Origin of the sequence: Aeromonas sp. S8(2024), assembly GCF_041403085.1 — a bacterium.
Taxonomy (GTDB): domain Bacteria; phylum Pseudomonadota; class Gammaproteobacteria; order Enterobacterales; family Aeromonadaceae; genus Aeromonas; species Aeromonas dhakensis.
Genome location: NZ_JBGLRF010000009.1, coordinates 108971 through 129751, shown reverse-complemented (window position 1 = coordinate 129751; position 20781 = coordinate 108971). Strand labels below are relative to the sequence as shown.

Below are 20781 nucleotides of genomic sequence, written 5' to 3'. Positions count from 1 at the left end.
AGTTGAGGCAGTTGAGGCAGTTGAGGCAGTTGAGGCAGTTGAGGCAGTTGAGGCAGTTGAGGCAGTTGAGGCAGTTGAGGCAGTTGAGGCAGTTGAGGCAGTTGAGGCAGTTGAGGCAGTATCAGAATCCACTAAAAGAAAAGCCGGGACAAGCCCGGCTTTTTCTTTTATCACTCAGCAGCTGCTTCAGCAGCGGCCGGGCGGTCTACCAGCTCAATGTAAGCCATAGGGGCGTTATCGCCAGCACGGAAACCGCATTTCAGAATGCGAGTATAACCGCCGGCGCGCTCCAGGTAGCGCGGGCCCAGTTCATTGAACAGCTTAGCCACGATCGCGTTATCGCGAGTACGGGCAAATGCCAGGCGACGATTAGCAACGCTATCAGTCTTGGCAAGGGTGATCAGCGGTTCAACTACACGACGCAGCTCTTTTGCCTTAGGCAGAGTCGTCTTGATGATCTCATGACGAACCAGGGAGCTGGCCATGTTGCGGAACATAGCCTGACGATGGCTGCTGTTCCGGTTCAGTTGACGACCACTCAAACGATGGCGCATGACCTTATCCTTCTAACTAAATCTGTGAAACCCGTAATCTGGATTACTCGTCAGCGATGCTGGCGGGCGGCCAGTTCTCAAGGCGCATGCCAAGAGACAGACCACGGGAGGCCAACACGTCCTTGATCTCAGTCAGGGACTTCTTACCGAGGTTAGGAGTCTTAAGCAACTCAACTTCGGTACGCTGTACCAGATCACCAATATAGTGGATAGCTTCTGCCTTCAGACAGTTCGCAGAACGAACTGTCAGCTCCAAATCATCGACAGGACGCAGCAGAATCGGATCAAACTCGGGTTTCTCTTCTTTCTTCTCGGGCACGCTGACATCGCGCAGATCCACGAAGGCTTCCAGTTGCTCGGCCAGAATAGTGGCAGAACGACGGATGGCTTCTTCAGGATCCAGGGTACCATTGGTCTCCATGTCGATGACCAGCTTGTCCAAGTCGGTACGCTGTTCAACCCGTGCTGCCTCAACATTGTAGGCAATACGAACGATGGGGCTGAACGCGGAGTCCAGCAGCAGGCGACCGATAGGACGCTCTTCATCATCGTTGTGAACACGAGCAGAAGCAGGCACATAACCACGACCGCGCTGAACTTTCAGGCGCATGCTGATTTCAGCATTGGCACCAGTCAGGTGGCAGATTACGTGCTCCGGGTTTACGATCTCGACTTCATCACCGTGAGTGATATCACCAGCGGTAACGGGGCCTGTTCCAGACTTGGTCAGGGACAGAGTTACCTCGTCCTTGCCTTCCAGCTTCACAGCGATACCTTTCAGGTTGAGCAGGATTTCAAGAATGTCTTCCTGTACACCTTCTTTGCTGCTGTACTCATGCAGTACACCGTCAATTTCGACTTCAGTAACTGCACAACCGGGCATAGAAGACAGCAAAATACGACGCAGGGCGTTGCCCAGCGTGTGACCAAAGCCACGCTCGAGTGGCTCAAGAGTCACTTTCGCATGAGTCGGGCTAACTTGCTCGATGTCAACTAGCCGCGGTTTAAGAAAATCTGTTACAGAACCCAGCATTGTGTCCTCTCTTTAGAAGCTAGCTTTACTTGGAGTAAAGCTCGACGATCAGCTGTTCGTTAATGTCGGCAGACAGGTCGGAACGCTCTGGCAGACGCTTGAAAGCACCTTCCATTTTAGCGGCATCAACCTCTACCCAAGTCGGCTTCTCGCGCTGACCAGCAACCTCAAGGGCAGCTTTGATACGCGCTTGCTTCTTAGCCTTCTCACGAACGCAGATCACGTCCTCAGGGGAAACCTGGAAAGAAGGAATGTTCACAACGCGACCGTTTACCATGATGGCCTTGTGGCTCACCAGCTGACGAGATTCAGCGCGGGTAGCACCGAAGCCCATGCGGTAGACGACGTTGTCCAGACGACCTTCCAGCAGCTGCAACAGGTTTTCACCGGTGTTACCCTTTTGACGGGCAGCGTCGCGGTAGTAGTTGCGGAACTGTTTTTCCAATACGCCGTAGATACGACGAACTTTTTGTTTCTCGCGCAGCTGAACACCGTAGTCAGACAGACGCGCTTTACGCGCACCGTGTTGACCAGGAACGGTGTCAATCTTGCACTTAGAATCAATCGCACGAACACCAGACTTCAGGAAGAGGTCGGTGCCCTCACGACGGCTAAGCTTAAGCTTAGGACCGATATATCTTGCCATCTTCTTTCTCCAACAATCCTAGACCAAGTAGCTACAGCGTTACACGCGGCGCTTCTTGGGAGGACGACAACCGTTGTGCGGGATCGGAGTCACATCAGTAATGTTAGTGATGCGGAAACCAGCCGCGTTCAGAGCGCGGATGGAAGACTCACGACCGGGACCCGGACCTTTAACCATGACTTCCAGGTTCTTCACGCCATATTCTTTGGCCATCTCACCAGCGCGCTCGGCAGCTACCTGAGCAGCGAACGGGGTGGACTTACGAGAACCACGGAAACCGGAACCACCAGAAGTAGCCCAAGACAGAGCGTTGCCCTGACGGTCAGTAATGGTCACGATTGTGTTGTTGAAAGATGCATGAACGTGCGCAATACCGTCGCTCACTTGCTTTTTAACGCGCTTGCGAGCACGAGTCGGAGTTTTAGCCATTTTCTACCTTCCCGTTACTTCTTGATAGCCTTGCGCGGACCCTTACGGGTACGAGCGTTGGTCTTGGTACGTTGACCACGAACAGGCAGGCTACGACGGTGACGCAAACCACGGTAGCAACCCAGATCCATCAATCGCTTGATGTTCATGGAAATCTGACGACGCAGGTCACCTTCAACGGTGAATTTACCTACTTGTTCACGCAGACTCTCGATCTGAGCTTCGTCCAGGTCTTTAATTTTCACATTCTCAGCGATACCGGCTGCGGCACAGATGGCCTTGGAGCGGGTACGACCGACGCCATAAATAGCAGTCAAAGCGATGACTGCATGCTTATGGTCAGGAATGTTAATGCCAGCGATACGGGCCACTATTCACTCCTACATATAGTAGATTACGACCACCACAAAGCCCGTGAGCGGATACGTGGCGGTCAACCAATACACAACAAAAGTTGGCTGGCTATATTAGCCAGCACAACTATTTGTTGCAAGTACTAACCGTAAAAAATTAGCCTTGGCGCTGTTTATGCTTTGGCTCGCTGCAAATCACACGCACCACACCGTGACGCTTGATGATTTTGCAGTTACGGCAGATTGCCTTAACGGAAGCACGAACTTTCATTGCTTAACTCCGTAACTACGCCGACCTTTAGCGGCCGTAGCCCTTCAGGTTGGCCTTCCTCAGGACGTCGCCATATTGATGAGACATCATATGGGTCTGAACCTGAGCCATGAAGTCCATGATAACTACCACGATAATCAGCAGCGAGGTGCCACCGAAATAGAACTGAACGTTCCAGGCAGTCATCAGGAACTGGGGTACCAGACAGATAAAGGTTATATAGAGCGCACCTGCCAATGTCAGGCGGGTCATAACCTTATCGATATAACGTGCTGTCTGCTCGCCCGGGCGGATCCCCGGGATAAAGGCTCCACTCTTCTTCAGGTTATCTGCTGTCTCGCGGGGGTTGAACACCAGCGCGGTATAGAAGAAGCAGAAGAAGATGATGGCTGCTGCATAGAGCATCTCATACAAGGGCTGACCCGGCTGCAGGACCATAGAGACCTGTTGCAGGATATCGGCGACCTTGCCCTCGCCCTGACCAAACCAAGAGGTAATGGTCCCCGGGAAGAGGATGATGCTGGATGCGAAAATCGCAGGAATCACACCGGCCATATTTACTTTCAACGGCAGGTGTGTGCTTTGCGCTGCGAATACCTGGCGGCCTTGTTGACGCTTGGCATAGTTAACGACGATACGACGCTGACCACGCTCCACGAACACCACAAAGTAAGTCACTGCGAAAACAATCAAGCCCAGCAACAACAACAGCAGGATGTGCAATTCCCCTTGACGTGCCTGTTCGGCCGTAGCGCCAATGGCATGAGGCAGACCAGCAACGATACCTGTGAAGATAATCAACGAGATACCATTACCAATCCCACGCTCGGTAATCTGCTCACCCAACCACATCAAGAACATGGTACCGGTGACCAGACTCACAACGGCTGTGAAATAGAAGCCCAAACCCGGATGAGTCACGAGTCCCTGCATCATATTCGGCAGACCGGTTGCAATACCAATGGCCTGGAAAGTTCCCAAAACCAGCGTGCCCCAACGGGTATATTGGCTAATCTTGCGACGGCCGGATTCACCTTCTTTCTTGAGTTCAGCAAGAGCGGGGTGAACCACAGTCAGCAGCTGGATGATGATCGAGGCCGAAATGTACGGCATGATCCCCAGCGCAAGAATAGAAGCACGCGAGAGTGCACCACCACTGAACATGTTGAACATCTCAATGATGGTGCCCTTCTGTTGTTGGAACAACTCGGCCAGTACGGCGGCGTCAATACCAGGAATCGGCACATAAGAGCCTGCACGGAAAACGATAATCGCCCCGAGAACGAAGAGCAGACGGCTCTTCAGTTCACTCAGACCACCCTGTGCTTTAACATCCAATCCTGGTTTCTTAGCCATTGTACTGATTATTCCTCGATTTTACCGCCAGCGGCCTCGATGGCTGCACGTGCACCCTTGGTGACGGACAGACCACGAACGGTCACAGCACGGTCAATGTTGCCAGACAGAACAACTTTAGCGAACACGATGTTTTTGGTAATAACACCGGCTTGCTTCAGAGTGCTCACGTCGACCACATCACCTTCTACCAGGGCGATTTCGTTCAGGCGCACTTCGGCAGAAACCAAAGATTTGCGAGAGAAGAAACCGAACTTCGGCAGACGGATTTTCAAAGGCATCTGGCCGCCTTCGAAACCGTTGCGGACTTTGCCGCCACCGGAACGAGAGGTTTGACCTTTAACACCACGACCACCGGTCTTGCCCAGACCAGAACCGATACCACGGCCCGGACGGTGCTTAACGCGCTTGGAACCAGCAGCCGGAGACAGAGTATTCAGACGCATGCTTAGCCCTCCACCTTAACCATGTAATAAACCTGGTTGATCATGCCGCGTACGCAGGGAGTATCTTCCAGCTCAACGGTGTGACCAATGCGACGCAGACCCAGACCACGCAGAGTCGCCTTGTGCTTTGGCAGACGGCCGATAGAGCTGCGAGTTTGAGTTACTTTTACAGTGTTAGCCATGTCGCATTACCCCAGAATTTCTTCAACGCGCAGACCACGCTTGGCAGCGATCTGTTCCGGGGATTGACCCTGAACCAGAGCGTCTACAGTGGCGCGAACAACGTTGATTGGGTTGGTGGAACCGTAGGTCTTAGCCAGCACGTTGTGGATACCAGCAACTTCCAGAACGGCACGCATAGCGCCGCCTGCGATGATACCAGTACCTTGAGAGGCCGGCTTCATGAACACGGTGGAACCGGAGTGAACACCTTTCACCGGGTGGTGCAGGGTGCCGTTGTTCAGCTCAACCTTGTTCAGGTTACGCTTAGCCTGTTCCATCGCTTTTTGAATAGCGGCCGGAACTTCACGGGCTTTACCGTAACCGTAACCTACACGGCCGTTACCATCACCCACCACGGTCAACGCGGTGAAGGACATGATACGACCACCTTTAACAGTTTTCGAAACACGGTTTACTGCAATCAGCTTTTCTTGCAGTTCGCCGGCTTGAGATTCGACTTTAGCCATCTTCGACTCCTAGCTTAGAACTGAAGACCAGCGTCACGTGCAGCAGCTGCCAGAGCAGCGATGCGACCGTGATACTTGAAACCGGAACGATCGAAAGATACGTTCTGAACGCCTTTGGCAATGGCACGCTCGGCGATAGCCTTACCTACAGCGGTAGCAGCATCTGCGTTACCGGTGTATTTGAGAGCTTCACTGATGGCCTTCTCTACTGTGGAAGCAGAGGCCAGAACTTCGGAACCGTTGGCTGCAATAACCTGCGCATAGATGTGACGCGGGGTACGGTGAACAACCAGACGGGTAGCTCCCAGTTCCTGCATCTTTTTCCGAGCACGAGTAGCACGACGGAGACGAGCTGCTTTCTTGTCCATAGTGTTACCTTACTTCTTCTTAGCTTCTTTAGTACGCACTTGCTCGTTGGCATAGCGTACACCCTTGCCCTTGTAGGGCTCCGGAGCGCGGTAAGCACGGATATCGGCGGCGACTTGGCCAACCAGCTGCTTGTCGACACCACGCAGAACGATTTCTGTGGCAGTCGGGCACTCAGCGGTCACACCAGCCGGCAGCGCATGCTCTACCGGGTGAGAGAAGCCCAGAGCCAGCGCAACAGCATTGCCCTTGATGGAGGCTTTATAACCTACACCAACCAGCTGCAGCTTGCGCTCGAAGCCTTGGGTAACACCGATTACCATGTTGTTGACCAATGCACGGGCAGTACCGGCCTGAGCGTCAGCACCAGCGATGCCGTCGCGCGGGGCGAACTTCAGTACATTGTCTTCTTTGGTCACTTCTACACCGGCGTGAATAGAGCGAACCAGGGAACCTTTACCACCTTTGATGGACAGTTCCTGGCCGTTCAGAGTCACCTCTACGCCAGCAGGAATAGTGACGGGTGCCTTAGCAACACGAGACATTTCCTACCTCCTATTAAGCGACGTAGCAGATGATCTCACCGCCCATGCTTGCTTTACGGGCAGCACGGTCAGTCATCACACCTTTAGACGTGGACACGATAGCAACACCGAGACCGCCCATAACTTTCGGCAGATCAGTAGTGCGCTTGTAAATACGCAGGCCGGGACGGCTCACGCGTTGGATCAGTTCTACAACCGGCTTGCCCTGGAAATATTTCAGTTCAATTTCCAGTTCCGGTTTCACGTCACCAGCTACGGAGTAGCCAGCGATGTAACCTTCTTCTTTCAGCACTTTGGCAATAGCCACTTTCAGCTTGGAAGAAGGCATGGAAACCGCAACTTTGCTCGCCGCCTGACCGTTACGGATGCGGGTCAGCATATCCGCGATCGGATCTTGCATGCTCATAGTCTAACTCCCGAGATTCTTTACCAAGAGGCCTTTTTCAGGCCCGGAATTTCGCCCTTCATGGCATGCTCGCGCACCTTGATGCGTGACAGACCAAACTTACGCAGGAAACCGTGCGGACGACCAGTAATGTTGCAACGGTTACGCTGACGGGACGGACTGGAATCACGGGGCAGCTGTTGCAGTTGCAGAACAGCATCCCAACGCGCTTCTTCAGAAGCGTTCATATCAACGATGATAGCTTTGAGCTCGGCACGCTTGGTCGCGTACTTGGCTACCAGCTTCGCACGCTTTACTTCACGTGCTTTCATGGATGTTTTAGCCATAACCCTAACCTTACTTGCGGAATGGGAAGTTAAAGGCAGCCAGCAGAGCACGGCCTTCTTCATCGGTATTCGCGGAAGTGGTGATGGTGATATCCAGACCACGAACGCGATCGACCTTGTCATAGTCGATTTCCGGGAAGATGATTTGCTCACGCACGCCCATGGAGTAGTTACCACGACCGTCGAACGCTTTAGCGTTCAGGCCACGGAAGTCACGGATACGCGGTACGGAGATGCAAATCAGCCGTTCCAGGAACTCCCACATACGCTCGCCACGCAGGGTTACTTTACAACCTATCGGGTAGCCTTCACGAATCTTGAAGCCCGCAACAGATTTGCGAGCTTTGGTGATCAGCGGCTTCTGACCGGAAATGGCAGCCATATCGGCAGCAGCATTTTCCAGCAATTTCTTGTCAGAGATCGCTTCACCAACACCCATGTTCAGGGTGATTTTCTCGATCCGAGGGACTTGCATGATAGTCTTGTAACCGAACTGCTTGGTCAGTTCATTTACTACATCTGATTTGTAGTAATCATGCAGTTTCGCCATCGTTAAACTCCAATTACTTCACAAGTTCGCCGGTGGATTTGAAGAAGCGAACTTTTTTGCCGTCTTCAATCCGGAAACCAACGCGGTCAGCTTTGCCAGTGGCAGAGTTGAACAGCGCTACGTTAGATACATCGATGGGGGCTTCTTTGGTGACGATACCGCCAGCCTGACCCAGTGCGGGTACCGGCTTCTGGTGTTTCTTCACCTGGTTGATGCCTTCCACGATTACCTTACCTTTAGCAATCAGAACTTGAGTGACTTTGCCACGCTTGCCCTTGTCTTTGCCGGTAAGAACAATCACTTCGTCTTCGCGACGGATTTTAGCTGCCATCGTTCGACTCCTTACAGTACTTCGGGTGCCAGGGACACAATCTTCATGAACTTCTCATTACGCAGTTCACGGGTCACCGGGCCAAAAATACGAGTACCGATCGGCTGCTGGTTGTTGTTAAGCAACACAGCCGCATTGTTGTCGAAACGGATGACAGAGCCGTCCGGACGACGAACGCCTTTACGGGTGCGTACGACCACCGCGTTATACACATCACCTTTCTTCACTTTACCGCGAGGAATAGCTTCCTTGATGGAAACCTTGATGATGTCGCCGATGCCGGCGTAACGGCGGTGCGAACCACCCAGAACCTTAATACACATTACACTGCGAGCGCCGGAGTTGTCGGCAACACCCAGCATACTTTGCATCTGGATCATCTTAGTGCTCCGCTTTGTTTACTTCTTATCCCTCTCGGGATCTGGCTGCCTTCAAAAGGCGCGAAACTATAACACAGGATTTTTAGAAAAGGTAGCCTAAAAAACAAACGGCCCCGTCAAGGGGCCGTTTAGACTACAAAGTACCGATTAGGCCTTTTCTACAACGGCAACCAGGGTCCAGGACTTGGTCTTGGACAGCGGGCGGCATTCGCGGATTTCCACGAGGTCGCCAGCTTTGCATTCGTTGTTTTCGTCATGCACGTGCAGCTTGGTAGTGCGCTTGATGATCTTACCGTAGATCGGGTGCTTTACCTTGCGCTCGATGGCGACAGTGATGGACTTGTCCATCTTGTCGCTGATTACACGACCCTGCAGAGTACGGATTTTATCAGTCATTACGCACCTGCCTTCTCAGTCAGTACAGTCTTGATACGTGCGACGTCACGACGCACTTGTTTCAGAGTGTGAGTCTGAGCCAGCTGGCCGGTGGAAGCTTGCATGCGCATGTTGAATTGCTCGCGCAGCAGGCCCAGCAGCTCCTGGTTCAGTTCTTCGACGCTCTTTTGACGCAGATCTTGGGCTTTCATCACATCACCGTCTTAATTACGAAAGTGGTCTGAACAGACAGCTTGGCTGCGGCCAGGGCGAACGCTTCACGCGCCAGAGCCTCAGGTACACCGTCCATCTCGTACAGAACCTTGCCAGGCTGGATCGGGCAAACCCAGTATTCCACGTTACCCTTACCTTTACCCATACGAACTTCGAGGGGCTTTTCGGTAATCGGCTTGTCCGGGAACACACGGATCCAGATCTTACCCTGACGCTTAACGTGACGGGTCATGGCACGACGGGCTGCTTCGATTTGACGAGCAGTCAGCTGGCCACGGGATGTCGCCTTCAGGCCAAAGGTACCGAAGGATACTTCGTTACCAGAGTTGGCCAGACCGCGGTTACGACCCTTGTGGGTCTTGCGGAATTTAGTACGCTTTGGTTGCAACATTTACCGAATCTCCTTACTTGGCAGCGCGGCGCTTGTTGTCACGCTTGGGCTTCGCAGGAGCTTGCTCTTGAGCAGCGGCAGCGTTGACAGCAGCCAGACCGCCCAGAACTTCGCCCTTGAAGATCCAAACTTTAACGCCGATCACACCGTAAGTGGTGTGGGCTTCAGAAGTTGCGTAGTCGATGTCGGCACGCAGGGTGTGCAGAGGCACACGACCTTCACGGTACCATTCGGTACGCGCGATTTCAGCGCCGCCCAGACGACCGGAAACTTCCACCTTGATGCCCTTGGCACCCAGGCGCATGGCGTTTTGTACGGCGCGCTTCATAGCACGACGGAACATTACGCGACGCTCCAGCTGGGAAGTGATGCTGTCGGCAACCAGTTTGCCATCCAGCTCCGGCTTGCGGACTTCGGAAATGTTGATCTGAGCAGGCACGCCAGCAATAGTGGCTACAGCTTTGCGCAGTTTTTCAACGTCTTCGCCTTTCTTACCGATCACAACACCCGGACGAGCAGTGTGAATGGTCACACGGATGCTCTTGGCCGGACGCTCGATGGTGATCTTGGACAAGGACGCGTTTTTCAGTTCCTTGGTCAGGAACTGGCGTACTTGAAAATCGCTGTACAGGTTGTCAGCGAAGTCTTTGGTGTTCGCGAACCAGGTAGAATTCCAAGGCTTGGTAATACCCAGGCGAATGCCATTAGGATGTACTTTCTGACCCATTGCTTATCTCCCAGCCTTAGCGTCGGATACCACTACGGTGATGTGAGCGGTACGCTTGAGGATACGATCCGCGCGACCTTTGGCACGAGGACGGATGCGCTTCATGGAGGGACCTTCGTCGACCATGATAGTAGCAACACGCAGGGCGTCGATGTCGGCGCCTTCGTTGTGCTCAGCGTTTGCAATGGCAGATTCCAGCACTTTCTTCACCAGAACTGCAGCCTTTTTCGGGCTGAAGGTCAGGATGTTCAGAGCCTTGTCTACGGACAGACCACGTACTTGATCGGCTACCAGACGAGCTTTCTGGGCAGAAGTACGGGCATAACGGTGTTTAGCGATAGCTTCCATCATTTATCCCTTAGCGCTTCTTAGCCTTCTTATCAGCAGCATGGCCGCGATAAGTACGAGTAGGTGCGAATTCACCCAGTTTGTGACCGATCATTTCTTCGGTAACGAAAACCGGAACGTGCTGACGACCATTATGGACAGCGATGGTCAAACCGATCATGTTCGGGATGATCATTGAACGACGGGACCAGGTCTTAACCGGCTTTTTATCCCCGCTTTCCACCGCTTTCTCTACCTTCTTCAGCAAGTGCAGGTCGATAAATGGACCCTTCTTGAGAGAACGTGGCATGGTGATTCCTCTATGTTAACAATTACTTGTTACGACGACGTACGATGTACTTGTCGGTACGCTTGTTCTTACGGGTCTTGAAGCCTTTAGCCTTCTGGCCCCATGGGGACACAGGCTGCATGCCCTTGTTACGACCCTCACCACCACCGTGCGGGTGGTCTACCGGGTTCATCGCCATACCGCGAACGGTCGGACGAATACCACGCCAGCGGTTTGCACCGGCTTTACCCAGTTGACGCAGCATGTGCTCGGAGTTACCAACTTCACCGATGGTGGCGCGGCACTCGGCCAGAACTTTACGTACTTCGCCGGAACGCAGACGCAGAGTTACATAGTTACCTTCACGAGCCAGGATCTGGATGAAAGTACCAGCGGAACGAGCCAGCTGGGCACCTTTACCAGGCTTCATCTCAACAGCGTGAACGGTAGAACCGACCGGGATGTTGCGCATCGGCAGGGTGTTACCTACCTTGATTGCGGCATCAGCACCAGAAGCGATTGCATCACCAGCTTTCAGGCCTTTCGGAGCCAGGATGTAACGACGCTCACCGTCTGCATACAGCACCAGGGCGATGTTTGCGGTACGGTTCGGATCGTATTCCAGGCGCTCTACTTTGGCCGGGATACCGTCTTTGTCGCGCTTGAAGTCGACGATACGGTAGTGTTGCTTGTGACCACCGCCGATGTGACGGGTGGTGATGCGGCCGTTGTTGTTACGACCACCGGACTTGTCTTTCTTGTCCAGCAGAGCTGCAAAGGGCTTGCCCTTGTACAGGTCTTGGTTGACGATCTTGACGACGTGGCGGCGGCCCGGAGAAGTAGGCTTGCACTTAACGATTGCCATTTTTCAGAACTCCTCTTACTCGGCTGCGCCCATGAAGTCGATGTCCTGACCAGCTTTCAGGGTCACATAAGCCTTTTTCCAATCGGAACGACGGCCTACGCGTGCACCTGCGCGCTTGGTCTTACCCTTCATGTTCAGGGTACGGACGGTCTCAACTTCGACCTCGAACAGTTTCGCAACTGCAGCTTTGACTTCCGCCTTGGTGGCATCAACAGCAACTTTGAACACGATAGTGTTCTGCTTTTCTGCGACCATGGTGCTCTTTTCAGAGATGTGCGGAGCCTTCAGAACTTTCAGCAGACGCTCTTCACGGATCATGCCAGCATCTCCTCGATTTGCTTAACTGCGTCAGCAGTCATCAGAACCTTGTCGAAAGCGATCAGGCTGACCGGGTCGATACCGGCAACGTCACGCACGTCAACTTTGTACAGGTTACGAGCAGCCAGGAACAGGTTCTCATCGACTTCAGCAGTCACGATCAGAACGTCAGACAGTTCCATTTCTTTCAGCTTGGCGATCAGTTCTTTGGTTTTCGGAGCTTCGATGCCGAACTTCTCAACAACGATCAGGCGCTCTTGACGTACCAGCTCGGACAGGATGCTACGGATAGCGCCGCGGTACATCTTCTTGTTTACTTTCTGGCTGTGATCTTGCGGCTTAGCAGCAAAAGTCACACCACCGGAACGCCAAATGGGCGAACGGATGGAGCCAGCACGGGCACGACCAGTACCCTTCTGACGCCACGGCTTTTTGCCGCCACCAGACACTTCAGAGCGAGTCAGCTGCGCACGAGTACCCTGACGGGCACCAGCGGCATAAGCAACGACAACCTGGTGAACCAGAGCTTCGTTGAATTCGCGCCCGAAGGTAGTCTCGGAAACTTCAAGAGCGCTCTTGGCGTCTTTCATTACCAATTCCATTACTATCTCCTCAGACGTTACGCTTTGACGGCAGGTTTAACGATCACGTTGCCGTTGGTTGCACCCGGTACTGCGCCTTTGATGAGCAGCAGGTTGCGTTCAGCGTCAACACGAACCAGTTCCAGGTTCTGAGTCGTTACACGCTCAGCACCCATGTGACCAGCCATCTTTTTGCCCTTGAATACACGGCCCGGGGTCTGGTTTTGACCGATGGAGCCAGGTACACGGTGGGACAGAGAGTTACCGTGGGTCATATCCTGGGTGCGGAAGTTCCAGCGCTTAACAGTACCGGCAAAACCTTTACCCTTGGATGTGCCGGTAACGTCTACCAGCTTAACGTCAGCGAGAAGATCTACTTTCAGCTCGCTACCAACAGTGAAAGTTTCACCGTTGTTCAGGCGGAATTCCCACAGACCGCGACCGGCTTCTACACCAGCTTTGGCGAAGTGGCCAGCTTCCGGCTTGGTTACGCGGCTAGCTTTCTTGGAGCCAGTGGTAACCTGAATAGCGTTGTAGCCGTCGGTTTCTACAGATTTGACCTGAGTTACACGGTTAGCTTCAACTTCGATAACAGTCACGGGGATAGAAACGCCATCTTCAGTGAAGATGCGAGTCATACCCACTTTGCGACCTACAAGACCGATTGTCATTGTTATCAACCTCTTTCCGTAATTAACCCAGGCTGATCTGGACGTCTACACCAGCTGCCAGATCCAGACGCATCAGAGCGTCTACGGTCTTGTCAGTCGGCTCAACGATGTCTACCAGACGCTTGTGAGTGCGGATCTCGTACTGATCACGCGCGTCTTTATTGACGTGCGGGGAGATCAGAACGGTGAAACGCTCTTTGCGAGTCGGCAGCGGGATAGGACCGCGAACCTGCGCGCCAGTGCGCTTAGCAGTTTCAACGATTTCCGCAGTGGATTGATCGATCAGGCGATGATCAAAAGCCTTCAGGCGGATACGGATTCTTTGGTTCTGCATTGACAGAGCTCCAATAGATAAAAGAACATAAATCAAAACCGCCCGACCGAGATTACTCCCGCCAGAGGTGTGATTTTTCACGTTTCTCCCCATATCGGGGAGACTGTATGGCTGGCCTTCGCAAGCGAAAAACTCAGCAAGCAGACATATCGTCTGGCTTACCTCATGGGTAAGCGGAGGGGATTATACGGATTTTTTCAATTTGCGCAAGGGAGGGCGAACAGAATGTGCACAATTTTATGTGACGGATGGATCTCTGCCGCCGCCACATGATCACCCGTCCGGCGCGGGTAACGACAATGTTGCAAACAGGCTGGTAGACTGTGCCACAGCCTTGATCACCGGAACGATTTCTCATGCTCAAAGATCAGAAAAAAGCCTATCAATATGGCCTCTGCGCCGTCGCCCTCTGGTCGACGGTGGCCAGCGCCTTCAAGCTCTCTCTCACCTACTTCGAGCCGGTGCAGCTGTTGCTGGTCGCGGCCTGCACCTCGACCCTGACGCTGGGGGTGATCGTGGCCTGTCAGGGCAAGCTGCCGCTGCTGCTCAGCTACATCAAGGGCCGCCCCCTCTACTATCTGGCGCTGGGGGTGCTCAACCCCTTCCTCTATTACCTGCTGCTGTTCAAGGCGTATGATCTGCTGCCCGCCCAGCAGGCGCAGACCCTCAACTACACCTGGGCCATCACCCTCAGTCTGCTGGCCGTCCCCTTCCTCGGCCAGAAGCTGCGCCGCCGCGACGGGGTGGCCATCGTGCTGGGATACTTCGGTGCTCTGGTGATCGCGACCAGAGGGGATGTGTTCGGTCTGCAGTTCGACAGCCCCCTCGGCGTGACGCTGGCGCTGGTGTCGACCCTCATCTGGGCCGGCTACTGGATCCTCAACACCCGCAATCAGGGGGATCCCATCGTCAGCCTGCTGCTCGGCTTCATCATCAGCCTGCCGTTCATTGTCGCAGCTACTTGGCTGCTCTCCGATTTTGCCATGACCGCCTGGCAGGGGTGGGCCGGCGCCATCTACGTGGGGTTGTTCGAGATGGGCTTCGGCTTCGTGCTCTGGCTGATGGCGCTACGCCACGCCACCAACACGGCCCCCATCAGCAATCTAATCTTCATCTCGCCGTTTGCCTCGCTGGTGCTGCTCAACCTGTTGATCGGCGAGACAATTCACCCGGCCACCCCCATCGGGTTGGCGCTCATCGTCGCCGCCCTGCTGCTCCAGCAGCTGAAATACGGCAAGCGTTACCGCAAGGCAACCGAGCCGCAGGCCTGACAATGCAGAAGGGCGCATCCACGGATGCGCCCTTCGTTCAATCAATCCACTCCAGCGGCTGGTTCTTGGGCAGCCGGATCTCCACCAGCAAGCCCCCCTGCTCGGCACGCCCCAGCCTGATGGTGCCGTGATGCTGGGAGACGATCTTGGCGACGATGGCCAGCCCCAGCCCACTGCCGCTGCCGGTACGCGCCTCGTTGCCCTGGGTGAAGGGCTTGAGTACCCGGTAATAATCCTGTTCCGGAATGCCGGGGCCGTCATCTGACAAGCGCAGCCGGACCCAGTGACCGTCATCCTTGAGCTCGGCCTGCAGCCGGCTCGCCCCGTAGCGCAACGAATTGCCCGACAGGTTGTTGAGGATGCGCCGGATACTGATGGGGTTGCAGGCGACCCGCACCGCCTCGGCTGGCAGCTCGAGCTCCACCTCCAGCCCCTGGTCGGTCTGCACCAGCAGCACATCGTGGATCAGCTGGGTCAGGTCCACCGGCTGGGTATCCAGCCCCTCGTCCGGGCGAATGTAATCGATGAACTGGTCGATGATGCCGTTCGATTCGTCGATGTCCGCGTTGATGCTCTCCTTGAGATACTCATCCCCTGAGGACATCATCTCGGTCGCCAGCCGGATACGGGTCAGCGGCGTACGCAGATCGTGGGAAACGCCCGCCATCATCATGTTTCGCTCTTCGATAAGGCTCTTGATGGAGCTCGACATGTGGTTGAAGGTGCGGGTCAGCCGGCGCACCTCCCGCGAGCCCTGCTCCCCCAGCGCATCGGGGAAGTTGCCGCGGGCAACCGCCACGGCCCCCGCCTCCAGCTCCTCCAGCGGCCGCACCAGCTGGCGGGCAAACCGCCAGGCCGCGAACAGGGTCACCACCAGCAGCACGCTCATGTAGAGGATCAGCGGCTCGATGTCGTCATCCTCGATCTCGGTCAGCGGGATGCGCACCCACACCTTGTTGGCCTGGGGCGGCTGGATCCAGATGATGTAGTGGTCCTGGATCTCGACCCGCACCTTGGTCTTGCCCCCCAGCTCGCGACTGATGCTCTCTTCCAGATAGGTGTAGGGTTTGGACTCCTTGAGCCCGTGCTGCTCCGCCTCGGTCTGGGTATAGATGTCGCTGCCGGTCGCCACGTAAACCAGCGCCTCGGCATCTTCACTGAGCGCCAGCTGGTTGCTCTCGACCGGGAAGATGAGCTTGACCTGATTGGCCAGCAGGTGGCTGATCTGTTTGACGGTCGGCGCCAGCAGATAGTTGTAGAAGGTGGCATAGGAGACAAACTGATAGACCACCAGCACGGCGGCCAAAAACCAGAGCATGCGGGAGAACATGCTGCTCACTTTCTTCATTCGCCGTCACCGTCCGGCACGAATACATAGCCCAGACCCCAGACGGTCTGCAGATAACGGGGCTGCGCCGGGTCCTGCTCCAGCAGGCGGCGCAGGCGGGAGACCTGCACGTCGATGCTGCGCTCGGTGGCGGTATATTCGCGACCACGGGCCAGGTTCATCAGCTTGTCGCGGGAGAGAGGCTCGCGCGGATGGCTCACCAGCACCTTGAGCACGGCGAATTCGCCGCTGGTCAGTGCCACCGGATCACCATCGCGACTCAACTCACGGGTTGCCAGGTTGAGCTGGTAGCTGCCAAAGCTAACCACCTTCTCGGCGGTAGAGGGGGCACCCGGCAACTCGACGGTGTGCCGGCGCAACACGGCGCGGATCCGGGCCAGCAGCTCACGAGGGTTGAACGGCTTTGGCAGGTAATCATCGGCACCCATCTCGAGGCCGACGATGCGGTCCACCTCATCCCCCTTGGCGGTCAGCATCAGCACCGGGATCTGGTTGCCAGCCTCGCGCAGGCGGCGACAGATGGAGAGGCCGTCTTCCCCCGGCAGCATCAGGTCGAGCACCATCAGGCTGAAGTTCTCTCGGGTCAGCAGGCGGTCGGCCTGTTCGCCATTGGCGACGCCCCGAACCACGAACCCCTGTTCGGTCAGGTAGCGCTCCAGCAGGGAACGTAATTTCAAATCATCGTCGACGACCAGAACCTTGTATTGCTGACTCATTGCTTGCCTCTCCTCTCGATATGCTGCCAATACTAGAGCCCGGACTCGTAACGGCAAAGCATAAATATGTTACCGGTTATTGCCCGTGCTGCCGGCATGACGCCACTTTTCCCCTGCCCCCAACGTCATCTGACCCGCCAGTTTTTGCTCGACAGCAAGGCGACAGCGGATAAGATCTGCCGAGCCATAAGAGGCTCATCCGCCCCATCGACACAGGGACCCTCCATGAAGACCAAGTTGATCACCCGTGAAGGCTACAACAAGCTCAAGCAGGAGCTCGATTTCCTCTGGCGCGAGGAGCGCCCCGAGACCACTCGCAAAGTGGCCTGGGCGGCCAGCCTCGGCGATCGCAGCGAGAATGCGGATTACCAGTACAACAAGAAGCGGCTGCGGGAGATCGATCGGCGAGTCCGTTACCTGCGCAAGTGCCTCGAGGAGCTGGGGATCGTCGACTACTCCCCCGCCCAGGAGGGCAAGGTCTTCTTCGGCGCCTGGGTCGAGGTGGAAAACGAGGAGGGAGAGACCAAGCGTTTTCGCATCGTCGGCTATGACGAAATCTTCGAGCGCAAGGATTACATCTCCATCGACTCCCCCATGGCCCGCGCCCTGCTCAAGAAAGAGGTGGGTGACGAGGCCATAGTGCGTACGCCAGTCGGTGACGCCTGCTGGTACATCAATGAGATCAGCTATCCCAAATAAGCCGCTGTCACGCCACAGCCACCTGCTCTGCCAACCGGCTACCACAGCCAGCATGGGTTTGCTCCGCCTCTCATCCAGGGCGGACACAGCCCTCTCTACCAGAGCTGGCATCCCGCTGCCCGAGCCCATATAGTGCTCACACCCGGCGCCTTGCGGCGCCAACCGGCCCGCGCGGCAGTGGCCTGGCTGATACCTTGAGTACCGCCCTGACAGCCTCTTGCCCGGCGACATCGCCCTCGCGCCAGCCCGTTGTTCTGGACCCGACTACAGAGACCCTCGATGCAAAGCCACGTAATAGAACATCAGATTGCCGGTGAGCTGAATGCCCGCCCGGAACAGGTGCAGGCCGCCGTTCGCCTGCTGGACGAAGGCGCCACCGTCCCCTTCATCGCCCGTTACCGCAAAGAGGTGACTGGCGGTCTGGACGACAGCCAGCTGCGCACCCTGGAAAGCCGCCTCGGTTACCTGCGCGAACTGGCGGATCGCCGCCAGGTGATCCTGCGCTCCATCGAAGAGCAGGGCAAGCTGACCCCCGAGCTGGCTCGCGAGCTGAACGAGGCCGACAGCAAGACCCGGCTGGAAGATCTCTACCTCCCCTACAAACCCAAGCGCCGCACCAAGGGGCAGATGGCCATCGAGGCGGGGCTGGAGCCATTGGCCGACCTGCTGCTGAGCGACCCGATGAAAGATCCCGAACAGGAGGCGGCCCGCTTCCTCAATGCCGAGCAGGGGATCAGCGACAACAAGGCCGCCCTCGACGGTGCCCGCTACATCTTGATGGAGCGCTTCGCCGAGCAGGCGGATCTCCTTGAGAAGCTGCGGGACTATGTGTGGCAAAACGCCACCCTGCGCGCCCGCGTGGTGGCAGGCAAGGAGCATGAAGGGGCCAAATTCAAGGACTACTTCGAGCACGACGAGCCGCTGCACAAGGCCCCCTCCCACCGGGTGCTGGCCATGCTGCGCGGCCGCAACGAGGGGATCCTCAACCTGGCGCTGGTCACCGGTGACGACGAGAGCGCCAGCCCCTGCGAGGGGATCATCGCCCATCACCTCAGACTGAACCTGCAAAGTCGCCCGGCCGACAAGTGGCTGCAGGGGGTGGTGAGCTGGACCTGGAAGATCAAGCTGTCGCTGCAGATGGAGACCGAGCTCATTGGCCGCATCCGCGAGTCGGCGGAAGAGGAGGCGATCAAGGTGTTCGCCATGAACCTCAAGGATCTGCTGATGGCAGCACCGGCCGGCATGCGCTGCACCATGGGGCTGGATCCCGGCATCCGTACCGGGGTCAAGGTGGCCGTGGTGGATGCCACCGGCAAGCTGGTCGATACCGCGACCATCTATCCGTTCGAACCCAAGCGCCAGGTTGACCAGAGTCTCAAGACCCTGAGCGAGCTGTGCCAGAAGCACAAGGTCGAACTCATCAGCATCGGCAACGGCACCGCCTCGCGGGAAACCGACCGCCTGGTGAGCGACCTGTTCGAGCGCTACCCGGCCGCCAAGGCGCAGAAGATCGTGGTGAGTGAAGCGGGGGCCTCGGTCTACTCCGCTTCCGAGCTTGCCTCCCTGGAGTTTCCGGATCTGGACGTCTCCCTGCGCGGCGCCGTCTCCATCGCCCGCCGGCTACAGGATCCGCTGGCCGAGCTGGTCAAGATCGACCCCAAGAGCATCGGCGTCGGCCAGTATCAGCACGACGTCGGCCAGAGCCAGCTGGCCCGCCGGCTCGATGCAGTGGTCGAGGATTGCGTGAACGCGGTGGGGGTGGATGTGAACACCGCCTCGGTCGCCCTGCTCAACCGGGTCTCCGGCCTCTCCCAGACCCTGGCCCAGAACATAGTCGCCTACCGCGACGAACACGGCGCCTTCCAACACCGCCAGCAACTACTGAAGGTGAGCCGGCTCGGCCCCAAGGCTTTCGAGCAGTGCGCCGGCTTCCTGCGCATTCGTGGCGGCAGCAACCCGCTGGATGGCTCGGCGGTACACCCGGAATCCTACCCTGTGGTGGAGCGGATCCTCGCCAAGCTGGAGCAGACCGTGGACAGCCTGCTAGGCAACAGCAGCCTGCTGCGCACCCTCAAACCCGCCGACTACACGGACGAGCAGTTTGGCGTGCCCACCGTCACCGACATCATCGGCGAGCTGGACAAGCCGGGCCGTGACCCACGCCCCGAGTTCAAGACCGCCACCTTCAAGGAGGGGGTGGAGAAAATCAGCGATCTGGTGCCCGAGATGGTACTGGAAGGGGTGGTCACCAACGTCACCAACTTCGGCGCCTTCGTTGACATCGGCGTCCATCAGGATGGCCTGGTGCACATCTCCTCCCTGACCGATCGCTTCGTCAAGGATCCTCGCGAGGTGGTCAAGGCCGGCGACATCGTCCGGGTCAAGGTGCTGGAGGTGGACGTACCGCGCAAGCGCATCAGTCTGACCATGCGTCTGGATGAAAAAGCCGGCCAGCCAGCCCGCAAACCGGCCGAGCCGCGTCACACCGGTAACAACGCCAAGTCGAAACAGGCCCCCCGTCAGAGCACCCCGACCGACGGCGCCATGGGCAACGCCTTCGCCGCCGCTCTCTCCAAACTGAAGAAATAAGCCCCAGAATGCAAAAAGCCCCGCGAGGGGCTTTTTTGTGCCGGTGGTGCAGCCGCTTCACTCGGCCAGTGCGCTCAGAATGGCGTCGGCCTCCTGATGGGCCGCCAGCACCTCCCGCAGCCGGTTGAATGCCTTGCAGGCCTCTTGCGGATATTTGCCATAAGAGACGACGCCGGTATGACTCCACCCTGCCGCCAGCATCACCTTTTTCTTGAAATGAGTGCCTTCGGTACCGCCCCCACCGAGCTGCATCAAAAACTGCTCCATCTGGAGGTGCGGCGGAGGGACACGGGAGAAGGTGGCAAAATCTTCCGGTTTGACTTCATCAAAGTGCATGACGACTCCTGTGAGTGTGGATGGGATTA

34 protein-coding genes are annotated in these 20781 nt (G+C 56.4%); 3 read left to right on the top strand and 31 right to left on the bottom strand.

Going from position 1 to position 20781, the window contains the following annotated elements; all coding sequences use genetic code 11:
• Positions 1–170: 170 nt before the first annotated feature.
• From rplQ to rpsJ, 28 genes are all read right to left on the bottom strand, one after another.
• A complete protein-coding gene (gene rplQ, locus ACB031_RS19405) occupies positions 171–554 on the bottom strand; it encodes a 50S ribosomal protein L17 (protein ID WP_005307999.1) in 384 nt (127 codons plus the stop codon).
• A 43-nt stretch (positions 555–597) separates the two neighbouring features.
• Positions 598–1587, bottom strand: coding sequence for a DNA-directed RNA polymerase subunit alpha (gene rpoA, locus ACB031_RS19400; protein WP_005307997.1), 990 nt, complete (start codon positions 1585–1587; stop codon positions 598–600).
• A 25-nt stretch (positions 1588–1612) separates the two neighbouring features.
• Positions 1613–2233 carry a 30S ribosomal protein S4 gene (rpsD, locus tag ACB031_RS19395; RefSeq protein WP_005307996.1) on the bottom strand — a complete coding sequence of 207 codons (621 nt, stop codon included), beginning with the start codon at positions 2231–2233 and terminating at the stop codon, positions 1613–1615.
• 39 nt (positions 2234–2272) lie between these two features.
• On the bottom strand, positions 2273–2662 hold the full coding sequence (gene rpsK, locus ACB031_RS19390; RefSeq protein ID WP_005307993.1) for a 30S ribosomal protein S11: 390 nt from the start codon (positions 2660–2662) through the stop codon (positions 2273–2275).
• A 14-nt stretch (positions 2663–2676) separates the two neighbouring features.
• Positions 2677–3033: a 30S ribosomal protein S13 gene (gene rpsM / locus ACB031_RS19385; RefSeq protein ID WP_005307991.1), complete on the bottom strand. Its 357-nt coding sequence runs from the start codon at positions 3031–3033 to the stop codon at positions 2677–2679.
• A gap of 139 nt (positions 3034–3172) precedes the next feature.
• The gene (gene rpmJ / locus ACB031_RS19380; RefSeq protein ID WP_005319705.1) at positions 3173–3286 is read right to left on the bottom strand and encodes a 50S ribosomal protein L36; all 114 of its coding nucleotides are present in this window, start codon (positions 3284–3286) and stop codon (positions 3173–3175) included.
• Between the two features lie 27 nt (positions 3287–3313).
• Complete coding sequence (secY, locus tag ACB031_RS19375) at positions 3314–4642, bottom strand: preprotein translocase subunit SecY (RefSeq protein ID WP_005307989.1); 1329 nt, start codon at positions 4640–4642, stop codon at positions 3314–3316.
• An 8-nt stretch (positions 4643–4650) separates the two neighbouring features.
• The gene (gene rplO / locus ACB031_RS19370) at positions 4651–5088 is read right to left on the bottom strand and encodes a 50S ribosomal protein L15 (protein WP_005307987.1); all 438 of its coding nucleotides are present in this window, start codon (positions 5086–5088) and stop codon (positions 4651–4653) included.
• Positions 5089–5090: 2 nt separating this feature from the next.
• Positions 5091–5270, bottom strand: coding sequence for a 50S ribosomal protein L30 (gene rpmD, locus ACB031_RS19365; protein ID WP_005307985.1), 180 nt, complete (start codon positions 5268–5270; stop codon positions 5091–5093).
• A 6-nt stretch (positions 5271–5276) separates the two neighbouring features.
• A complete protein-coding gene (gene rpsE, locus ACB031_RS19360; protein ID WP_005307983.1) occupies positions 5277–5777 on the bottom strand; it encodes a 30S ribosomal protein S5 in 501 nt (166 codons plus the stop codon).
• Positions 5778–5791: 14 nt separating this feature from the next.
• On the bottom strand, positions 5792–6145 hold the full coding sequence (gene rplR, locus ACB031_RS19355; protein ID WP_005340606.1) for a 50S ribosomal protein L18: 354 nt from the start codon (positions 6143–6145) through the stop codon (positions 5792–5794).
• 9 nt (positions 6146–6154) lie between these two features.
• Positions 6155–6688 carry a 50S ribosomal protein L6 gene (rplF, locus tag ACB031_RS19350; RefSeq protein ID WP_005307981.1) on the bottom strand — a complete coding sequence of 178 codons (534 nt, stop codon included), beginning with the start codon at positions 6686–6688 and terminating at the stop codon, positions 6155–6157.
• Between the two features lie 13 nt (positions 6689–6701).
• Entirely contained in the window at positions 6702–7094 is a 393-nt protein-coding gene (gene rpsH / locus ACB031_RS19345; RefSeq protein ID WP_005307980.1) for a 30S ribosomal protein S8, read from the bottom strand.
• Positions 7095–7114: 20 nt separating this feature from the next.
• Positions 7115–7420, bottom strand: coding sequence for a 30S ribosomal protein S14 (gene rpsN / locus ACB031_RS19340; RefSeq protein WP_005307979.1), 306 nt, complete (start codon positions 7418–7420; stop codon positions 7115–7117).
• A gap of 10 nt (positions 7421–7430) precedes the next feature.
• On the bottom strand, positions 7431–7970 hold the full coding sequence (rplE, locus tag ACB031_RS19335; RefSeq protein WP_005307978.1) for a 50S ribosomal protein L5: 540 nt from the start codon (positions 7968–7970) through the stop codon (positions 7431–7433).
• A 13-nt stretch (positions 7971–7983) separates the two neighbouring features.
• Positions 7984–8301, bottom strand: coding sequence for a 50S ribosomal protein L24 (rplX, locus tag ACB031_RS19330; RefSeq protein ID WP_005307977.1), 318 nt, complete (start codon positions 8299–8301; stop codon positions 7984–7986).
• 11 nt (positions 8302–8312) lie between these two features.
• Positions 8313–8681: a 50S ribosomal protein L14 gene (gene rplN, locus ACB031_RS19325; protein WP_005307975.1), complete on the bottom strand. Its 369-nt coding sequence runs from the start codon at positions 8679–8681 to the stop codon at positions 8313–8315.
• Positions 8682–8828: 147 nt separating this feature from the next.
• Complete coding sequence (rpsQ, locus tag ACB031_RS19320; RefSeq protein WP_005307966.1) at positions 8829–9077, bottom strand: 30S ribosomal protein S17; 249 nt, start codon at positions 9075–9077, stop codon at positions 8829–8831.
• Positions 9077–9268, bottom strand: coding sequence for a 50S ribosomal protein L29 (gene rpmC / locus ACB031_RS19315; RefSeq protein WP_005307965.1), 192 nt, complete (start codon positions 9266–9268; stop codon positions 9077–9079). Before rpmC ends, rpsQ begins: the two co-directional genes overlap by 1 nt.
• Positions 9268–9681, bottom strand: coding sequence for a 50S ribosomal protein L16 (gene rplP, locus ACB031_RS19310; RefSeq protein ID WP_005307963.1), 414 nt, complete (start codon positions 9679–9681; stop codon positions 9268–9270). The genes rpmC and rplP overlap by 1 nt, the downstream gene beginning before the upstream one ends.
• 13 nt (positions 9682–9694) lie before the next feature.
• Positions 9695–10408: a 30S ribosomal protein S3 gene (rpsC, locus tag ACB031_RS19305; RefSeq protein ID WP_005307962.1), complete on the bottom strand. Its 714-nt coding sequence runs from the start codon at positions 10406–10408 to the stop codon at positions 9695–9697.
• Between the two features lie 3 nt (positions 10409–10411).
• Positions 10412–10756, bottom strand: coding sequence for a 50S ribosomal protein L22 (gene rplV / locus ACB031_RS19300; protein ID WP_005319741.1), 345 nt, complete (start codon positions 10754–10756; stop codon positions 10412–10414).
• Between the two features lie 10 nt (positions 10757–10766).
• Positions 10767–11045, bottom strand: coding sequence for a 30S ribosomal protein S19 (gene rpsS / locus ACB031_RS19295; RefSeq protein ID WP_005307960.1), 279 nt, complete (start codon positions 11043–11045; stop codon positions 10767–10769).
• Between the two features lie 22 nt (positions 11046–11067).
• A complete protein-coding gene (gene rplB, locus ACB031_RS19290) occupies positions 11068–11889 on the bottom strand; it encodes a 50S ribosomal protein L2 (RefSeq protein ID WP_005307957.1) in 822 nt (273 codons plus the stop codon).
• A gap of 15 nt (positions 11890–11904) precedes the next feature.
• Positions 11905–12207, bottom strand: coding sequence for a 50S ribosomal protein L23 (rplW, locus tag ACB031_RS19285; protein ID WP_005307955.1), 303 nt, complete (start codon positions 12205–12207; stop codon positions 11905–11907).
• Positions 12204–12809, bottom strand: coding sequence for a 50S ribosomal protein L4 (gene rplD, locus ACB031_RS19280; RefSeq protein ID WP_005307949.1), 606 nt, complete (start codon positions 12807–12809; stop codon positions 12204–12206). Before rplD ends, rplW begins: the two co-directional genes overlap by 4 nt.
• A gap of 17 nt (positions 12810–12826) precedes the next feature.
• Positions 12827–13459 carry a 50S ribosomal protein L3 gene (rplC, locus tag ACB031_RS19275; protein WP_005307947.1) on the bottom strand — a complete coding sequence of 211 codons (633 nt, stop codon included), beginning with the start codon at positions 13457–13459 and terminating at the stop codon, positions 12827–12829.
• A 22-nt stretch (positions 13460–13481) separates the two neighbouring features.
• Entirely contained in the window at positions 13482–13793 is a 312-nt protein-coding gene (gene rpsJ / locus ACB031_RS19270; RefSeq protein ID WP_005307944.1) for a 30S ribosomal protein S10, read from the bottom strand.
• 356 nt (positions 13794–14149) lie between these two features.
• Here rpsJ and ACB031_RS19265 point away from each other — a divergent pair, with 356 nt between their 5' ends.
• Positions 14150–15064 (top strand): DMT family transporter, encoded by a 915-nt coding sequence (locus tag ACB031_RS19265; protein WP_371140082.1) that lies wholly within the window; start codon positions 14150–14152, stop codon positions 15062–15064.
• Positions 15065–15101: 37 nt separating this feature from the next.
• Here ACB031_RS19265 and envZ read toward each other — a convergent pair whose 3' ends face one another.
• Positions 15102–16412, bottom strand: coding sequence for a two-component system sensor histidine kinase EnvZ (gene envZ, locus ACB031_RS19260; protein ID WP_010635419.1), 1311 nt, complete (start codon positions 16410–16412; stop codon positions 15102–15104).
• Positions 16409–17128, bottom strand: a complete 720-nt coding sequence (gene ompR / locus ACB031_RS19255) for a two-component system response regulator OmpR (RefSeq protein WP_005307934.1) — start codon at positions 17126–17128, stop codon at positions 16409–16411. The genes envZ and ompR overlap by 4 nt, the downstream gene beginning before the upstream one ends.
• Before the next feature lie 225 nt (positions 17129–17353).
• Between ompR and greB the strand changes: the two genes are divergently transcribed.
• Together greB and ACB031_RS19245 are read left to right on the top strand one after the other, a co-directional pair.
• Positions 17354–17827, top strand: coding sequence for a transcription elongation factor GreB (greB, locus tag ACB031_RS19250; RefSeq protein ID WP_011704309.1), 474 nt, complete (start codon positions 17354–17356; stop codon positions 17825–17827).
• A 279-nt stretch (positions 17828–18106) separates the two neighbouring features.
• The gene (locus ACB031_RS19245) at positions 18107–20416 is read left to right on the top strand and encodes a Tex family protein (RefSeq protein WP_274181981.1); all 2310 of its coding nucleotides are present in this window, start codon (positions 18107–18109) and stop codon (positions 20414–20416) included.
• A 57-nt stretch (positions 20417–20473) separates the two neighbouring features.
• Here ACB031_RS19245 and ACB031_RS19240 read toward each other — a convergent pair whose 3' ends face one another.
• The gene (locus ACB031_RS19240; protein WP_005307922.1) at positions 20474–20752 is read right to left on the bottom strand and encodes a hypothetical protein; all 279 of its coding nucleotides are present in this window, start codon (positions 20750–20752) and stop codon (positions 20474–20476) included.
• Positions 20753–20781: the final 29 nt, after the last annotated feature.

Excerpts from the sequence above, each read along its gene's own strand:
- rplO (WP_005307987.1), bottom strand. The coding sequence starts at position 5,088 with ATGCGTCTGAATACTCTGTCTCCGGCTGCTGGTTCCAAGCGCGTTAAG.
- rpmD (WP_005307985.1), bottom strand. The coding sequence starts at position 5,270 with ATGGCTAACACTGTAAAAGTAACTCAAACTCGCAGCTCTATCGGCCGT.
- rpoA (WP_005307997.1), bottom strand. The coding sequence starts at position 1,587 with ATGCTGGGTTCTGTAACAGATTTTCTTAAACCGCGGCTAGTTGACATC.
- ACB031_RS19265 (WP_371140082.1), top strand. The coding sequence starts at position 14,150 with ATGCTCAAAGATCAGAAAAAAGCCTATCAATATGGCCTCTGCGCCGTC.
- envZ (WP_010635419.1), bottom strand. The coding sequence starts at position 16,412 with ATGAAGAAAGTGAGCAGCATGTTCTCCCGCATGCTCTGGTTTTTGGCC.
- ACB031_RS19245 (WP_274181981.1), top strand. The coding sequence starts at position 18,107 with ATGCAAAGCCACGTAATAGAACATCAGATTGCCGGTGAGCTGAATGCC.
- rpsJ (WP_005307944.1), bottom strand. The coding sequence starts at position 13,793 with ATGCAGAACCAAAGAATCCGTATCCGCCTGAAGGCTTTTGATCATCGC.
- rplW (WP_005307955.1), bottom strand. The coding sequence starts at position 12,207 with ATGATCCGTGAAGAGCGTCTGCTGAAAGTTCTGAAGGCTCCGCACATC.
- rpsC (WP_005307962.1), bottom strand. The coding sequence starts at position 10,408 with ATGGGTCAGAAAGTACATCCTAATGGCATTCGCCTGGGTATTACCAAG.
- rpsK (WP_005307993.1), bottom strand. The coding sequence starts at position 2,662 with ATGGCTAAAACTCCGACTCGTGCTCGCAAGCGCGTTAAAAAGCAAGTG.
- rplD (WP_005307949.1), bottom strand. The coding sequence starts at position 12,809 with ATGGAATTGGTAATGAAAGACGCCAAGAGCGCTCTTGAAGTTTCCGAG.
- rpmJ (WP_005319705.1), bottom strand. The coding sequence starts at position 3,286 with ATGAAAGTTCGTGCTTCCGTTAAGGCAATCTGCCGTAACTGCAAAATC.
- rplR (WP_005340606.1), bottom strand. The coding sequence starts at position 6,145 with ATGGACAAGAAAGCAGCTCGTCTCCGTCGTGCTACTCGTGCTCGGAAA.
- rpsS (WP_005307960.1), bottom strand. The coding sequence starts at position 11,045 with ATGCCACGTTCTCTCAAGAAGGGTCCATTTATCGACCTGCACTTGCTG.
- rplP (WP_005307963.1), bottom strand. The coding sequence starts at position 9,681 with ATGTTGCAACCAAAGCGTACTAAATTCCGCAAGACCCACAAGGGTCGT.
- rplX (WP_005307977.1), bottom strand. The coding sequence starts at position 8,301 with ATGGCAGCTAAAATCCGTCGCGAAGACGAAGTGATTGTTCTTACCGGC.
- rplV (WP_005319741.1), bottom strand. The coding sequence starts at position 10,756 with ATGGAAGCTATCGCTAAACACCGTTATGCCCGTACTTCTGCCCAGAAA.
- rpsN (WP_005307979.1), bottom strand. The coding sequence starts at position 7,420 with ATGGCTAAAACATCCATGAAAGCACGTGAAGTAAAGCGTGCGAAGCTG.
- rpsE (WP_005307983.1), bottom strand. The coding sequence starts at position 5,777 with ATGGCTAAAGTCGAATCTCAAGCCGGCGAACTGCAAGAAAAGCTGATT.
- rpsH (WP_005307980.1), bottom strand. The coding sequence starts at position 7,094 with ATGAGCATGCAAGATCCGATCGCGGATATGCTGACCCGCATCCGTAAC.
- ACB031_RS19240 (WP_005307922.1), bottom strand. The coding sequence starts at position 20,752 with ATGCACTTTGATGAAGTCAAACCGGAAGATTTTGCCACCTTCTCCCGT.
- rplN (WP_005307975.1), bottom strand. The coding sequence starts at position 8,681 with ATGATCCAGATGCAAAGTATGCTGGGTGTTGCCGACAACTCCGGCGCT.
- secY (WP_005307989.1), bottom strand. The coding sequence starts at position 4,642 with ATGGCTAAGAAACCAGGATTGGATGTTAAAGCACAGGGTGGTCTGAGT.
- rpsD (WP_005307996.1), bottom strand. The coding sequence starts at position 2,233 with ATGGCAAGATATATCGGTCCTAAGCTTAAGCTTAGCCGTCGTGAGGGC.
- rpsQ (WP_005307966.1), bottom strand. The coding sequence starts at position 9,077 with ATGACTGATAAAATCCGTACTCTGCAGGGTCGTGTAATCAGCGACAAG.
- greB (WP_011704309.1), top strand. The coding sequence starts at position 17,354 with ATGAAGACCAAGTTGATCACCCGTGAAGGCTACAACAAGCTCAAGCAG.
- rplE (WP_005307978.1), bottom strand. The coding sequence starts at position 7,970 with ATGGCGAAACTGCATGATTACTACAAATCAGATGTAGTAAATGAACTG.
- rplF (WP_005307981.1), bottom strand. The coding sequence starts at position 6,688 with ATGTCTCGTGTTGCTAAGGCACCCGTCACTATTCCTGCTGGCGTAGAG.
- ompR (WP_005307934.1), bottom strand. The coding sequence starts at position 17,128 with ATGAGTCAGCAATACAAGGTTCTGGTCGTCGACGATGATTTGAAATTA.
- rpmC (WP_005307965.1), bottom strand. The coding sequence starts at position 9,268 with ATGAAAGCCCAAGATCTGCGTCAAAAGAGCGTCGAAGAACTGAACCAG.
- rplC (WP_005307947.1), bottom strand. The coding sequence starts at position 13,459 with ATGACAATCGGTCTTGTAGGTCGCAAAGTGGGTATGACTCGCATCTTC.
- rplB (WP_005307957.1), bottom strand. The coding sequence starts at position 11,889 with ATGGCAATCGTTAAGTGCAAGCCTACTTCTCCGGGCCGCCGCCACGTC.
- rplQ (WP_005307999.1), bottom strand. The coding sequence starts at position 554 with ATGCGCCATCGTTTGAGTGGTCGTCAACTGAACCGGAACAGCAGCCAT.